Genomic DNA, 14,105 nt, shown 5'->3' with positions numbered 1-14,105 from the left:
GTATGCAGACCGTGCGACGACGCCTTCGATGGCCGCGCGGTGTCCCCTGAATCGGCGTGCGGTTTCCCCCACCCGTCCCGGCGCCCGTCCCCCCGACGGCGGAGAACGCGCGCCCCGGCCTCAGCGCCCCTGGTACGTCGCCGCCCTGGAGCGGGCCGTGCCGAGCGCGGCGTAGAGCCGCTCGCCGGGGCACTCGGTGGCGAATCCGTCGCGGTGGCCGGAGATCACGTTCAGTCGTACGTTCTTCCCCTTGGGGTAGAGATTGCCACCGCCCGACGTGAGATATGTCTTTCCGCGCGGATTGGCCCCATACAGCCCGAGCTTCCACGCGGTGAGCCGGGCGACCGCCGTCACCACGCCGCTCGACGGCTTGGCCGACCCGTACGTGCCGATCACGGCGATGCCCGTGCTGTTGATGTTGAACCCGAGGGTGTGCGCGCCGAGCACCGCCTTGGCCACGCCCCCGGCCCGGCCCTCGTAGATCGTTCCGCACTTGTCGACGAGGAAGTTGTAGCCGATGTCCCGCCAGCCCATGGTCGTGACGTGGTAGCGGTAGATACTGCGGATGACGGACGGGGCCTGTGCGCAGGTGTAGTTGTTGCCCGAAGCCGTGTGGTGGACGAAGGCCGCCTTGACCTTCGTCGTGTAGACGAACCCGCGCTCGCGCAGTGACTCGTCCGCTCCCCAGCCCCGGCGCGTGACGATCCGCGGGCGCGGCCCGATGTACGGCTTCGCCCGCGACGGGTCGTCGAGCGCGGTGCCCTGGAGGCGGATCAGTTCCTGCTCGGTGGCCTTCCGGTCCAGTTCCGGGACGACGGTGGCGCCGAAGGCGGTGATGTCGGCGTTGGCGCCGGACGCGGCGATCGCGGCCTCGGTGTCCAGGGCGGTAGGGGGCGGGTCGTCGGCCGGCAGGTTCCCCGGCAGCCGCTCGCCGGCGTCCCCGGCCCCGTGGCCCTCCCGCGACTCCCTGACCCTGACCCCCTCGGCCTCCAGCGCCTCCAGCACCTCGCCGGCTCCGTCGGCCTCCGCGGCACCCGCCTCCCCCGCGCCCGCCCCGCTCCCGCCGTCCTTCCCCGGGTCGACCAGCTCCAGCCGCAGCCCCGACGGCAGCGGCGACCGCGGCCCTCCCGCCCGCTTCCCGGACGCGCCCCCCGCCCCTTCCGCCCGCACCCGCACGTCCACACCGTCCGACTCCCCCACCCACAGCGGCGCGGTCGCCCCGCGCAGCCGCCGGACGGAGCCCTCCGCCGTACCCGGGTCGGCACCGTGGTCGGCGGTGTGCGTCACGACGTCCTGCCAGCCGGACCACGCGCCCGTCGCGGCGGACCGGGTGCGCACCTGCACCCGGCCGTGCAGTTCGCTGCCCGGGTCGTCCCAGACGACGCCGAGCAGCGTGAACCGTGCGAGGCCGGTGCGGTACAGCCCCTGTTCCGGGGCGGCGCCCGGGACGCGCTCCCGGGCGCGGGGGACGAGCGGCAGCGACCGGGTGCTGCCGGGCACGGCGGACCGGGCCGGTGCCGTCGCGGCGGACGCCGGCAGCGCCGGGGCGAGCGCGACGACGGCGGCGAAGGTGACGCCGATCGAGCAGGCGGTGAGCGGGGAGACGCCAGGACAGGAAGTGAGGAATCCACGCATGTGCATGATCTTGGACATAGTCAGACATATATGTCCATCGGTAAACTGACGGTGTGTCGGGACGCGTTCCGCCGAACCGGTGGCCCCACCACCCGGCGCGCCCGCCCGGCCGCGCGTACCCTGTCCCGGGTGAACGCCACCGATCGCACCCCTGCCGACCTGCTGACTTCCGCGCACGCCGCGGACCCCGGCCGCCCGCTGGTGACCTTCTACGACGACGCCACGGGCGAACGCGTCGAACTGTCCGTGGCCACCTTCGCCAATTGGGTGGCCAAGACCGCCAACCTGCTCCAGGGCGACCTGTCCGCCGGGCCCGGCGACCGGGTCGCGCTGCTGCTGCCCGCGCACTGGCAGACGGCGGTGTGGCTGCTGGCCTGTTCCTCGGTGGGCGCGATCGCGGACGTCGGCGGGGACCCGGCGGCGGCCGACGTGGTGGTGAGCGGGCCGGACTCGCTCGACGCGGCGCTCGCCTGCACCGGCGAGCGGGTGGCGCTGGCGCTGCGGCCGTTGGGCGGGCGTTTCCCGCAGCCTCCGGTCGGCTTCCTCGACTACGCCGTGGAAGTACCCGGACAGGGCGACCGGTTCGCCCCGTTCGCGCCGGTGGACCCCGAGGAGCCGGCGCTCATCGTCGCGGGGCGCGAGTTCAGCGGGGCGGAGGTCGTCGAGCGGGCCGCTTCCGAAGCGGGGGCGCTCGGGCTGACGGGACCTGGTTCGAGGCTGTTGTCGGGGCTGCCGTACGACACCTGGGAGGGGCTGAGCGCGGGACTGTTCTCGCCGCTGGCCGTCGGGGGGTCCGTGGTGCTGTGCCGGAGCCTGGAGCGGCTGGACGAGGACGCTCTCGCCAAGCGGGTCGAGAGCGAGCGGGTGACGGCAGTAAGGCGGTGAGACCGCGGGGGCGCGGGAGGCGCGGCGGCCCAGCCCCCGAGGCCTCGCCGTTCCCCCGATCGGAGTAGTACAGGGCGCTTCCGGCCCCCTCCCCCGCCATCGTCGTAAGTGCAGGACGCGACGCTCGTAGGCCGTGAGGGGGTGGCGCCATGGTGACCGACACCGCAGGCGAGCCCCTCGGTCCCGGTCCCGGGTCGGGAGCCTCGGCCACCGGGGACGGGCTGATACGACGGCGGCGCCGGCGCTGGGTGTGTGGTTCCGCGCTGGGGGCGGCCGTCCTGGTCACGGCGGCCACCGGGGCCGGCTGGGCCGTCTACGCCAAGCTGAGCGCCAACATCACCGCCGACGACGCCGCTGCCGCCGAACTCGCCCGGTACGAGCGGGAGCGGCCCACCGCGCTGGTCCGGGACGCCCAGAACATCCTGCTGATCGGGTCCGACACGCGGGCCGGGGAAGGCAACCGCAAGTACGGCAGGGACCTCGGCAGCGAGCGGTCGGACACCACGATCCTGCTCCACCTGGCCGCCGACCGGCGCAGCGCCACCGCCGTCTCGCTGCCCCGGGACCTGATGGTGGACATCCCGGACTGCCGGCAGGAGGACGGCAGGCGCAGCGACCCCGTGTTCGCGATGTTCAACCACGCCTTCCAGGTGGGCGGTTCGGCGTGCACGATCCGGACCGTCGAGAAGCTGACCGGCATCCGCGTCGACCACCACATGGTCGTGGACTTCAGCGGGTTCATGGAGATGGTGGACGCCGTCGACGGGGTGGAGGTGTGCCTGAAGGAACCCGTCGACGACGAGGCGGCGCAGCTGACACTGCCCGCGGGGAAGGTCACGCTCGACGGGGAGCAGGCGCTCGGGTTCGTCCGGGCCCGCAAGTCGCTCGGCGACGGCAGCGACACCGAGCGGATGGAACGCCAGCAGCGGTTCCTCGGCGCGCTCGTCAACAAGGTGCAGAGCAGCGACGTGCTGCTGAACCCCGTGAAGCTGTATCCGGTGCTGGACGCGGCGACCTCCTCGCTGACCACCGACCCGGAACTGGCCAGTCTGCGTGGCTTGTACCAGTTGGTGCGCGGGCTGCGTGACATCCCCACGGAACGGGTGCAGTTCCTGACGGTGCCGAGGGAGTCGTACGTCTACGACGCCAACCGTGATCAACTCGTGGAGCCGGAGGCCGAGAAGCTGTTCGCGCGGCTGCGGGCCGACCAGCCGGTGGTGGTGACCCAGGAGAGTTCACAGGATGTTCCCGGGCGGGACACAGGGTCGGGCGGGCCGGACGGCCCCTCGCCCGCGCCGACGTTTCGCGGGAACACCGCGGCCGAACAGACCTGTGAGTAAGGCGCTGGGTAAGAACGTTCAGAAAATGAGGGGGATTGCCCGGTTGTAGGCAGGTGGAATTTGTCACCGGCGTCGCTCGACGCTGAACTGGGCGGATAGTGTGAGCGATCCGGTGCACCTGGCCGCGAGGTCCGACGGGCTTTGTCGGGGCCGTGCACTGTTTCACCGAGACCCGAGCGCCTTGGAGGGGGAAGGCGCCGCGTGGCCCCGACGGAGGATTCGGACAACCGTGGACGCGCAAGGCCGTGGGCGGGCGGACAACATCGACCCCGCAGACCAGTGGGTACTCAATCCGAACACCGGCGAATACGAACTGCGACTGAGCCCTTCCGCAGCGCAGCCGCCGGTTCCCGGACCGCGCAGACCGTCCTCCGGGGACGGGGGCGGTGCGGCGCCCGGCCGTACCCGGCAGCCGGCCGGGCAGAACCGGCAGCAGCCCCGGGAGCGGGGCACCGATGTGCCGGCGCCGCGCTCGGCCCGGCGCCGGAGCGCCGAACCGGAGGCACCGCAGGGGCGGCGCGCCGCCCGGCGGCCGGTGAAGAAGAAGTCGACGGCGAAGAAGGTGCTGCTGTGGACCGGCGGGTCCATGGCCTTCGTGCTGGTCGCCGTGACGGCCGCCGGCTACCTCTACATCAAGCACCTCAACGACAACATCACCTCGGTGTCCGACGACGGCGCCGGCACCGGTGGCTTCAGCAAGGACGAGGCGATCAACATCCTGCTGATCGGCACCGACAAGCGCACCGGCAAGGGCAACGAGGGCTACGGCGACTCCGGCAGCGTCGGCCACGCCGACACCACGATCCTGCTGCACGTCTCCAAGGACCGGTCCAACGCGACCGCGCTGAGCATCCCGCGCGACCTGATCGTGGACATCCCGGACTGCCCGACCCAGCAGGAGGACGGCAGCCGGAAGGTCATCCCGGGCTCCGAGGGCGTCCGCTTCAACACCAGCCTCGGGCAGGACGACCGTACGCCGAGCTGCACCATGCGCACGGTGACCGAGCTGACCGGGATCAAGCCGGACGACTTCATGGTGGCGGACTTCAACGCGGTCAAGACGCTGACCGAGGCGGTCGACGGCGTCGACGTGTGCCTGGCCAAGGACATCGACGACCCGGACTCCCACCTGAAGCTGAGCAAGGGCACCCACAAGATCTCCGGCGAGCAGGCGCTGGCGTTCGTGCGCACCCGGCACTCCGTCGGCTTCGGCGGCGACCTGAGCCGCATCGGGCTCCAGCAGCAGTTCCTCGGTGCGCTGATGCGCAAGCTGAAGGGCAACGCCACGCTCACCAGTCCGACGAAGATGCTGAAGCTGGCGGAGGCGGGCACCAAGGCACTGACCGTCGACGACAAGCTGGACAGCATCGGCAAGCTGAAGGACCTGGGTCTGGAGCTGGGCAAGCTCAACCCGAAGAACCTCACCTTCACCACGGTGCCGGTCGTGGACAACCCGGCCGAGAAGGTCAAGTCCACGGTCGTCCTCAACGAGTCGAAGGCCCCGGCGGTCTTCGAGGCCATCCGCAACGACGTCTCCTTCACCGACGTGAAGAAGAGGCAGAAGGCGGCGAAGGACGCCCAGGCCGCCCGGCTCAAGGGCAGCAAGGCGCCCGCCTCCGAGGTGCGGGTGCGCATCATGAACGGCGGGGCCGCGTCCGGCAGCGCCCAGGGGGTGCTCAACTGGCTGCAGAACGACGAGGGCGTGACCAAGTCGGAGAACTCCGGCAACGCGCCCGCCGTGCTGAGCCGGACCACGCTGGAGTACGCGCCCGACCAGGCGGCCCAGGCACGCCGGCTGGCCGCGATCCTGGGGCTGTCCGGGGCCGCCATGAAGCCGGGCAAGAGCGTGACCAACTCCCAGGGGCTGCCGGCGATGACGCTGACCCTGGGCAAGGACTTCAAGGGGGCGGGTGTGCCCCTCACGACGCCGACGAAGGCGCCGGACGTCGACAAGTCCACGGCAGACAAGGTGAAGTGCGCCGGGTAGGTAACCCTATGGGCCCGTCAAGCGTCTAACCGGACGCGGGACGGGCCCGTTGCTTGGCGCAAGGGTGGGGAGGGCAGGGAGTTTGGCGCAGAGCGAGGTGCGCGGGGAGGCTCCGGCGGTCGAGGACACGATGTCGCTCGCGTCGAAAACCACGGACGCCCCGGCGCGTTCCGGGCGGCACGGCGGCCGCCGGCGGGCCGGCGGTCCGCAGACCGACCGGCGACGGCGCAGACGCCGCGTGCTGCGCTGGTCGGCGACCGTGCTGGCGGTGGTGATACTCGGCACGGCGGGCGCCGGATATCTGTACTACCAGCATCTCAACGGCAACATCCAGAAGGGCCGGCGCGCCAACGGCGACGACTCCAAGGCGCACCGGACCGCCCCCAACGCGGCCGGCCAGACCCCGCTGAACATCCTCCTGATCGGCTCCGACAGCCGGAACTCCAAGGAGAACCTGAAGCTCGGCGGCAGTCGGGACCACGTCGGCGACCCGCCCCTCGCGGACGTGCAGATGCTCATCCACCTCTCGGCGGACCGCAAGAGCGCCTCCATGGTCAGCATCCCGCGGGACACCCGGGTGCACATCCCCGAGTGCAAGGACCCGGACGGCAAGGACTACCCGCCGACGGACGACATCATCAACGTCACCCTGGCCCGCGGCGGAGCCGGCTGCACGCTGCTCACCTGGGAGGAGCTCACCGGGGTCTACATAGACCACTGGATGACGATCGACTTCGCGGGCGTGGTGCGCATGGCGGACGCGATCGGCGGTGTCGAGGTCTGTGTGAACCAGAACGTCTGGGACCACTCGACCCCCAGCCAGCGCGGCGGCTCCGGCCTGAAGCTCACCAGGGGATCGCACAAGGTGAAGGGCGAGCAGGCCCTGCAGTGGCTGCGCACCCGGCACGCCTGGGGCAGCGACCTGATGCGGGCCCGCGCCCAGCACATGTACCTGAACTCGATGATCCGCACGCTGAAGCAGCAGAACGTGTTCACCGACACCGGCCGGCTGATGGACCTGGCCGAGGCGGCCACCAAGTCCCTGAAGGTCTCCGAGGAGATCGGCACGGTCAAGAAGCTGTACGACCTCGGCATGGAGATGAAGTCGGTGCCGACCGACCGCATCACCAGTGTGACGATGCCCAACGTCCCGGACCCGAACGACCCGGACAACCACGTCGTCCCGGACAAGGCCAAGGCCGACAAGGTGTGGCAGATGCTCCAGGACGACGTGCCGTTCGACAAGAACGGCGGGAAGTCCGACGCCAAGAAGGGCAAGGGCAAGGACAAGCCGGCCAAGACCCCCTCGCTCGACGCGGCCCGGCTCGGCGTGCTGGTGCAGAACGCCACCCGGACCTCCGCCGAGGCCGCGGTCCCGCAGCGGGCGTCGGCGATCGGCCAGGTGCTCGTGCAGAAGGGCTACGCCCGGGCGCAGGCCGACACCTCGGGGAGCCTGTCCCAGGACAAGACGGTCGTGCGGTATCCGAGCGCGGACCTGGAGGGCGACGCCCAGGCGGTGGCCAAGGCGCTGGGCATCCCGATGAGCCAGGTGCAGAAGTCCACCGACGTGTCGGGGGTCACGGTCGTCGTCGGCGCGGACTGGCGCACCGGGACCGCCTACCCCAAGGAGTCCGCCCCGAAGGCCGGCGACCTGCCCGAGGGCACCGACGCCGCCAACGCCTCGGACAAGCCGACCTGCATGGACGTGTACAAGCCCTACCAGTGGCACTGACGGACCGGCGCAGCGCAAAGGGCCCCTCCCCAGCCGGGAGGGGCCCTTCGCGGGCGTGTCAGACGGTGTCGAGGACCGCGGGCCGCCGGGAGGCGATGACCTTCTTCGCCAGGGACTTCGGGCTGGTCAGAAAGCCCCAGCCCCAGGACATGTGCATGGTGGCGAGGGCCACCGGGATCTGCAGCCGGGCCTTCGCAGGCAGCCCCCTGCCGGCCGGGAGGGAGCCCGCGACGATCGCGGCCAGGTAGCCGCCGGGGATCACGAGGCCCCACGGGGTCAGCACCGCGCCGACGACCAGACCCGCCGCCATCGCGCACACCGCCACCGGCGGGGCGAGGTAGCGCAGGTTGATGGAGCCGGAGTGGTAGCGGGCGACGACGTGCCGCCAGCGGCCGTAGTCCTTGTACTGCTTGGCCAGCGCCCGCACCGACGGCCGCGGCCGGTACGACACCCTCAGCTCGGGCGAGAACCAGATGAGCCCGCCCGCCTCGCGGATCCGGAAGTTCAGCTCCCAGTCCTGGGCGCGGATGAACTCCTCGTTGTAGCCGCCCTGCTGCTCCAGCGCCTCGCGGCGGAACACACCGAGGTAGACCGTCTCGGCGGGGCCGGCCTGGCCGCCGGTGTGGAAGGCCGCGTTGCCGACGCCGATCTTCGAGGTCATCGCGGCGGCCACCGCGTGCTCCCAGTCGTTCTCGCCCTCGGCGTGCATGATGCCGCCGACGTTCTGCGCGCCGGTCTCCTCCAGCAGGCGGACCGCGGTCGCGATGTAGTTCGGCGAGAGCATGCCGTGGCCGTCGACGCGGACCACGATCGGATGCCGGGAGGCCTTGATCGCCGCGTTCAGCGCCGCGGGCGTGCGGCCGGTCGGGTTCGGGACGGTGTGCACGCGCGGGTCTTCGGCGACCAGCTCGGCGGCGATCTCGTCCGTGCGGTCCGTGGACGGACCGAGGGCGATCACGACCTCCATCTCGCCGGCGTACTCCTGCGCGAGGATCGCTTGGACGGCCCCGCGCAGATGCCGCTCCTCGTTGAGGACGGGCATGATCACTGACACGGCGGGGAGCCGCACGTCGGGCTTGGCGTTCATAGGGGCCTCACGTTACCGCGAACGGGGGACACGGATGCGCGCCGCCGGGCCCGGCGACGCGGGCTGGAGATCGTATCGGCCTACTGTGCTCACGGATCCCACGTACGGCCTCGTCCGGAGGTGTCCTCCTTGCCCAGCCCGCCTCGGTCCCCCGCGCCTCCGCAACGCCGCCAGCCGCCCCGCCGTGTGCCGCGTCCGCCCGAGCGGCCGGTACGGTCCGTCCGGCCGCCGCGGCGGCCCCGCTGGGCCATGCGGGCGGTCACCACGCTGTCGGTCGTGGTACTCGCCTCCGCCGGGATCGGGCACGCGGTCGTCGCCAGCCTGGACGCGGGGATCGCCCGGATCGACGCCTTCAAGGACATGAAGAACCGGCCCCGGGCCGGCCACGGCATGAACCTGCTGCTGGTCGGCACCGACGGCCGCGACAAGATCAGCGAGCAGGACCGGCGCGCGTACCGGCTGGGCGGGCAGCCCTGCCACTGCACCGACACGATGATGATCGTGCACATCTCGGAGGACCGGGAACGGGCCACCGTGGTGAGCCTGCCGCGGGACTCCTACGCCGAGATGCCCGCGCACGTCGACACGAACTCGGGGCAGCGGCACGGCCCGCACCCGGTCAAGCTCAACGCGGCCTACGCCGAGGGCGGCCCCCAGCTGACCATCCGCACGGTCGAGAACATGACCCACCTGAAGATCGACCACTATCTGGAGGTCGACTTCACCAGCTTCATGAAGACCGTCGACGTGCTCGGCGGGGTCAAGGTGTGCACGCCGACACCACTGAAGGACACGTACACCGGGCTCGACCTCGGGCCCGGCACCCACACCCTGCTGGGCGGGCAGGCGCTGCAGTACGTGCGCGCCCGGCACATCGACGGCGCCAGCGACCTGGGCCGGATGAAGCGGCAGCAGCGGTTCCTGGCCGCGCTGCTGGAGAAGACGACCTCCTCCGGGGTGCTGCTGAACCCGATGCGGTTCCGGGACGTCACCCGGGCGGTGCTCGGCTCGGTCCGCGCCGACGAGGGCTTCGGCACCGACGAGCTGCTCGACCTCGGCCGCGCGATGCGGGAGTTCTCCCCCTCCTCGTCGGAGTTCGCCACCGTCCCCATCGGGCAGCTGAACTTCCAGGTCAAGGGCATCGGCTCGACCCTGAAGTGGGACCCGGCGAAGGCCGGCGAGCTGTTCGGGGCGCTGCGCGACGACAAGCCGCTGGCCGGGGACCGGCCGCACCGCGACCCGGCGCAGACGCCGCTGCCGGTGGAGGTGGCCCCGGACACCATCCGGGTGCAGGTGGCGAACGGCAGCGGCACGGTCGGGCTGGGCAAGCGGGTCGACGCGGCACTCGCGGCGACCGGCTTCGCCACCACCCGCCTGCCGGTGACCGCGCCCGCCCGTGTGGCGCGCACGGTGATCTCCTACGACCCCCGCTGGGACCGCTCCGCCCGCTCCCTGGCCGCGGCCCTGCCGGGCAGCGAGCTGCGCGCGGTGCCGGGGCAGGGGCCGCTGCTGAAGGTGACGACCGGCACGGACCTCACCGACGTGCGAAAGGTACGGAAGGTCCGCTTCGAGGACCCGGCACGGCCGGAGCAGAACGTGGTGCGGGGCAACGAGGTGGTGTGCTGAGCGCTCCCCGCGACACCGGCAGGATCCGGAAGAGAGGCCCCTAGTCCTCGAAGCCCTCCGCCGCCCTCTTCTCCCGCAGCTCGCGGATCGCCCGGCGGCGGGCCAGGCGGTGGGTGCGGCGGATCTGGGCCTCCTGGTAGCGGCGGCGGTCCCGGTCGGTCTCCGGTATCACCGGCGGTACCCGGCGGGGCTTGCCGTCGGCGTCGACGGCCGCGAAGACCAGGTACGCCGAGCCGACCTGGGTGGCCGGGTCCGACTCGTTCCAGCGCTCGGCGAGCACCCGGACACCGATCTCCATCGAGGTCCGGCCGGTCCAGTTCACCTGCGCCTTGACGTGGACCAGGTCACCGACGCGGACCGGCTCCAGGAACACCATCTCGTCCATGGACGCGGTGACGGCGGGACCACCGGAGTGCCGGCCGGCCACCGCGCCCGCCGCGTCGTCGACCAGTTTCATGATCACCCCGCCGTGCACCGTACCCAGCAGGTTGGTGTCGTTGTGGGTCATGATGTGGCTGAGGGTGGTGCGCGAGGCGGACGTGGGCTTGCCCGGGATGTCCGGCTGCATGTCCGGATCCGCGTCCGTGGCCTGGTCTGTCATGCCCTCCACCTTATGCCGACGGCTCATTCGCGGACTTTGTGTCGGGTTCGCAACAGCGGGGCCCTGATTTCCCGACATCTCTTGTCGAGCACATATCGGCGCCCTGCACACTGGGGCCCATGAATGACTGGCCCGAGGGATGGTCCGACGACAACCGCGGCCCGCGCTACGGACGCGGCAGTGCCGGCGCACAGCCGGAGGGGGCCCGCGTGATGCGTCAGGTGCAGCGCGGCCCGGCGGTACCGCCCGGGCCGCGCTCGGCGTACGGCGACCCCGGCCCGGCGGCGCCGCCGTACGGGGCCGGTGTGCCGCAGCAGCCGTCGTACGTCGACGGCCGCGGACACGAGGAAGGCGCCGGCTACGGCGACTACGACAGCGGCTACAACACGGGCCAGGTCTACGGCGCCCCCGGCGGCCGGGGCCCGGGCGGCCCGGAAGGCGCGTCCACCCGCGCCCCGCGCCCCGCGCCGAACTGGCGGCGCCGGATCAAGTGGACGGCGATCACGCTGGCGACCGTGCTGGTCGTCACGTCGGTGGCCACCTACTTCTGGGCCGACTCCAAGCTGCGCCGCGAGGTGGACCTGTCGAAGGTCATCGACCGGCCGGAGTCGGGCGCGGGCACGAACTACCTGATCGTCGGCTCGGACAGCCGTGAGGGCATGTCCAAGGAGGACGAGAAGAAGCTGCACACCGGGGGCGCGCCCGGTAAGCGCACTGACTCCATGATGATCCTGCACGTCGGTGACAACGGCGACACTCTGATCTCGCTGCCGCGCGACTCGGACGTGGTGGTCCCGTCGTACAAGGGGTCGACGTCCGGGAAGGTCTACCCGGCGCAGGGCCGGCACGCGAAGCTGAACGCCACCTACGCCGAGGACGGGCCGACGCTGCTGGTCCGCACGGTCGAGGCGAACACCGGCCTGCACATCGACCACTACGTGGAGATCGGCTTCCAGGGCTTCGCGAACATCGTGGACGCGGTGGGCGGTGTCGAGATCGACATCGACAAGGGCTTCAAGGACAAGTGGTCGGGCGCCGACTTCGAGGCCGGCAAGCAGACCCTGAACGGCCAGCAGGCGCTCGCGTTCGTCCGGACCCGGCACGCGTTCGCCGCGTCCGACCTGCAGCGCACCAAGAACCAGCAGAAGTTCCTGGCCGCGCTGGCCCACCAGGTGGCCACCCCGTCGACGGTGCTGAACCCGTTCAAGCTCTACCCGACCATGGGCGCGGGCCTGGACTCCCTGATCGTCGACAAGGACATGGGCCTGTGGGACCTGGCCTCGATGTTCTGGGCGATGAAGGGCGTCAGCGGCGGTGACGGCACCTCGATGAACATGCCGATCTCCGGCTCCTCCGGCGGCAACCTCGTCTGGGACAAGGCCAAGGTGAAGACGCTGGTGAACCAGCTGAACAACGACGAGAAGGTCACCGTCTCCGGCAACTGACGGCGGCGCGCGACGGGCCGGAGGCACCCCGCGGGGTGCCCCCGGCCGTGCGCGGTGGGCTCACATGCTGGCGCCCGCCATCGCCCGGCAGGTCTCCGCGCAGCGGCGACACGCCTCGGCGCAGCGCATCATCTGCCGGTCGTCGGGCATGGACATACACGCCTCGGCGCACATGTCACAGACCTTCGCGCAGAGCATGCACATCTCGCCCGACATGGGCGAGCGCCGCATCATCATGTCGGCGCACATGCGGGTCGTCTCGGAGCAGTCCATGAGCGCCCGCATGACCTGCATCTGTGCCTGGCCGCCCTGCTGCATGCAGGAGCTCATGGTCTCCTCGCAGATGTTGTGGCAGTTCATGCAGGCCTCGATGCAGTCCTGCATCTGCTGCGTGAGGGCGGGCATCATTCCGGACTGGGACTGGGTCATGGCTCCTCCTGGGACGGGGGGTGGGGCCCGGGGCGGGCCCCATGTGCTTCCGTCCTACGCCGGGGAGCGGCGTCCCGCATGTCGGTTACGGCAGGTTGCGGGCCATGACGATCCGCTGGACCTGGTTCGTGCCTTCATAAATCTGGGTGATCTTGGCGTCGCGCATCATGCGTTCCACCGGGTAGTCGCGCGTGTAGCCGTAGCCGCCGAGGAGCTGGACGGCGTCGGTGGTGACCTCCATGGCGACGTCCGAGGCGAAGCACTTGGCGGCGGCGCCCAGGTAGGTGAGGTCGGCGTCGCCGCGCTCGGAGGCGGCGGCGGCCTGGTAGGTGAGGGCGCGGGCCGCCGAGATCTTCATGGACATGTCGGCGAGCATGAACTGGATGCCCTGGAAGTCGGCGATCGCCTTGCCGAACTGCTTGCGCTCCTGGACGTAGCCCTTGGCGTAGTCGAGGGCGCCCTGGGCGCAGCCGAGGGCCTGGGCGGCGATGGTGATGCGGGTGTGGTCCAGGGTCTTCATGGCCGTCAGGAAGCCCGTGCCCTCCTCGCCGATCATGCGGTCGGCGGGGATGCGTACGTTGTCGAAGTAGACCTCGCGGGTCGGGGAGCCCTTGATGCCGAGCTTCTTCTCCGGGGCGCCGAAGGAGACGCCCTCGTCCGACTTCTCGACCACGAAGGCCGAGATGCCCTTGGAGCGCTTCGAGGGGTCCGTGACCGCCATCACCGTGTAGTACTCGGAGACGCCCGCGTTGGTGATCCAGCGCTTCACGCCGTTGAGCACCCAGTAGTCGCCGTCGCGGACGGCCTTGGTCTTCATGCCGGCCGCGTCCGAGCCCGCCTCCGGCTCGGAGAGGCAGTACGAGAACATCGCGTCGCCCTTGGCGAGCGGGGTCAGGTACTTCTTCTTCAGGTCCTCGCCGCCGGAGAGGATCACCGGGAGCGAGCCGAGCTTGTTCACCGCGGGGATGAGGGAGGAGGAGACGCAGGCGCGGGCGACCTCCTCGATCACGATGACCGTGGCGAGGGCGTCGGCGCCGGCGCCGCCGTACTCCTCGGGGACGTGCACGGCGTGCAGGTCGTTGGCGACGAGGGCGTCGAGGGCCTCCTGCGGGAAGCGGGCCTCCTCGTCCACCGCCGCGGCGTACGGCGCGATCTTCGCCTCGACCAGGGAACGGACGGCGTCCCGGAGCATGTCGTGCTCCTCGGACGGGCGGTACAGGTCGAAGTCAGCCGATCCGGCCACGGTGTCTCACGCTCCAAAGACGCAGTGATACTGACGCTAATTACCGTTAAGTAACTGAATTTTAGAGGGCCTGTGTGAACACGCCTACGTGAGGT

11 protein-coding genes are annotated in these 14,105 nt (G+C 71.1%); 6 read left to right on the top strand and 5 right to left on the bottom strand.

Annotation, left to right across the window (positions count from 1 at the left end; genetic code table 11):
- Positions 1-120: 120 nt before the first annotated feature.
- Complete coding sequence (locus ABZ923_RS15600; RefSeq protein ID WP_361471207.1) at positions 121-1,635, bottom strand: N-acetylmuramoyl-L-alanine amidase; 1,515 nt, start codon at positions 1,633-1,635, stop codon at positions 121-123.
- 129 nt (positions 1,636-1,764) lie between these two features.
- On the opposite strand from ABZ923_RS15600, the gene ABZ923_RS15595 reads away from it, so the two are divergent.
- From ABZ923_RS15595 to ABZ923_RS15580, 4 genes are all read left to right on the top strand, one after another.
- Complete coding sequence (locus tag ABZ923_RS15595; protein ID WP_361471205.1) at positions 1,765-2,520, top strand: TIGR03089 family protein; 756 nt, start codon at positions 1,765-1,767, stop codon at positions 2,518-2,520.
- A 149-nt stretch (positions 2,521-2,669) separates the two neighbouring features.
- Complete coding sequence (locus ABZ923_RS15590) at positions 2,670-3,860, top strand: LCP family protein (protein ID WP_361471203.1); 1,191 nt, start codon at positions 2,670-2,672, stop codon at positions 3,858-3,860.
- A 229-nt stretch (positions 3,861-4,089) separates the two neighbouring features.
- Entirely contained in the window at positions 4,090-5,847 is a 1,758-nt protein-coding gene (locus ABZ923_RS15585; RefSeq protein ID WP_361471201.1) for an LCP family protein, read from the top strand.
- Positions 5,848-5,977: 130 nt separating this feature from the next.
- The gene (locus ABZ923_RS15580; protein WP_361471243.1) at positions 5,978-7,579 is read left to right on the top strand and encodes an LCP family protein; all 1,602 of its coding nucleotides are present in this window, start codon (positions 5,978-5,980) and stop codon (positions 7,577-7,579) included.
- A 58-nt stretch (positions 7,580-7,637) separates the two neighbouring features.
- On the opposite strand, the gene ABZ923_RS15575 is transcribed toward ABZ923_RS15580, so the two are convergent.
- On the bottom strand, positions 7,638-8,666 hold the full coding sequence (locus ABZ923_RS15575; RefSeq protein ID WP_361471199.1) for a glycosyltransferase family 2 protein: 1,029 nt from the start codon (positions 8,664-8,666) through the stop codon (positions 7,638-7,640).
- 249 nt (positions 8,667-8,915) lie between these two features.
- On the opposite strand from ABZ923_RS15575, the gene ABZ923_RS15570 reads away from it, so the two are divergent.
- Positions 8,916-10,292 carry an LCP family protein gene (locus ABZ923_RS15570; RefSeq protein ID WP_361471198.1) on the top strand — a complete coding sequence of 459 codons (1,377 nt, stop codon included), beginning with the start codon at positions 8,916-8,918 and terminating at the stop codon, positions 10,290-10,292.
- A gap of 40 nt (positions 10,293-10,332) precedes the next feature.
- On the opposite strand, the gene ABZ923_RS15565 is transcribed toward ABZ923_RS15570, so the two are convergent.
- Positions 10,333-10,920, bottom strand: coding sequence for an acyl-CoA thioesterase (locus tag ABZ923_RS15565; protein WP_361471196.1), 588 nt, complete (start codon positions 10,918-10,920; stop codon positions 10,333-10,335).
- Positions 10,921-11,012: 92 nt separating this feature from the next.
- Here ABZ923_RS15565 and ABZ923_RS15560 point away from each other — a divergent pair, with 92 nt between their 5' ends.
- A complete protein-coding gene (locus ABZ923_RS15560) occupies positions 11,013-12,338 on the top strand; it encodes an LCP family protein (protein WP_361471195.1) in 1,326 nt (441 codons plus the stop codon).
- 60 nt (positions 12,339-12,398) lie between these two features.
- Here ABZ923_RS15560 and ABZ923_RS15555 read toward each other — a convergent pair whose 3' ends face one another.
- Together ABZ923_RS15555 and ABZ923_RS15550 are read right to left on the bottom strand one after the other, a co-directional pair.
- A complete protein-coding gene (locus tag ABZ923_RS15555; RefSeq protein WP_361471193.1) occupies positions 12,399-12,767 on the bottom strand; it encodes a four-helix bundle copper-binding protein in 369 nt (122 codons plus the stop codon).
- Between the two features lie 85 nt (positions 12,768-12,852).
- Positions 12,853-14,010, bottom strand: coding sequence for an acyl-CoA dehydrogenase family protein (locus ABZ923_RS15550; RefSeq protein WP_361471191.1), 1,158 nt, complete (start codon positions 14,008-14,010; stop codon positions 12,853-12,855).
- Between the last annotated feature and the right edge of the window lie 95 nt (positions 14,011-14,105).

This window comes from Streptomyces sp. NPDC046881 (assembly GCF_040645015.1).
Classification (GTDB): Bacteria; Actinomycetota; Actinomycetes; order Streptomycetales; family Streptomycetaceae; genus Streptomyces.
This window is presented reverse-complemented; position numbering and strand designations above follow the sequence as displayed.

Coding starts and splice junctions, on each gene's coding strand:
- ABZ923_RS15600 (WP_361471207.1), bottom strand. CDS start 1,635: ATGCGTGGATTCCTCACTTCCTGTCCTGGCGTCTCCCCGCTCACCGCC.
- ABZ923_RS15590 (WP_361471203.1), top strand. CDS start 2,670: ATGGTGACCGACACCGCAGGCGAGCCCCTCGGTCCCGGTCCCGGGTCG.
- ABZ923_RS15580 (WP_361471243.1), top strand. CDS start 5,978: ATGTCGCTCGCGTCGAAAACCACGGACGCCCCGGCGCGTTCCGGGCGG.
- ABZ923_RS15575 (WP_361471199.1), bottom strand. CDS start 8,666: ATGAACGCCAAGCCCGACGTGCGGCTCCCCGCCGTGTCAGTGATCATG.
- ABZ923_RS15570 (WP_361471198.1), top strand. CDS start 8,916: ATGCGGGCGGTCACCACGCTGTCGGTCGTGGTACTCGCCTCCGCCGGG.
- ABZ923_RS15565 (WP_361471196.1), bottom strand. CDS start 10,920: ATGAGCCGTCGGCATAAGGTGGAGGGCATGACAGACCAGGCCACGGAC.
- ABZ923_RS15560 (WP_361471195.1), top strand. CDS start 11,013: ATGAATGACTGGCCCGAGGGATGGTCCGACGACAACCGCGGCCCGCGC.
- ABZ923_RS15555 (WP_361471193.1), bottom strand. CDS start 12,767: ATGACCCAGTCCCAGTCCGGAATGATGCCCGCCCTCACGCAGCAGATG.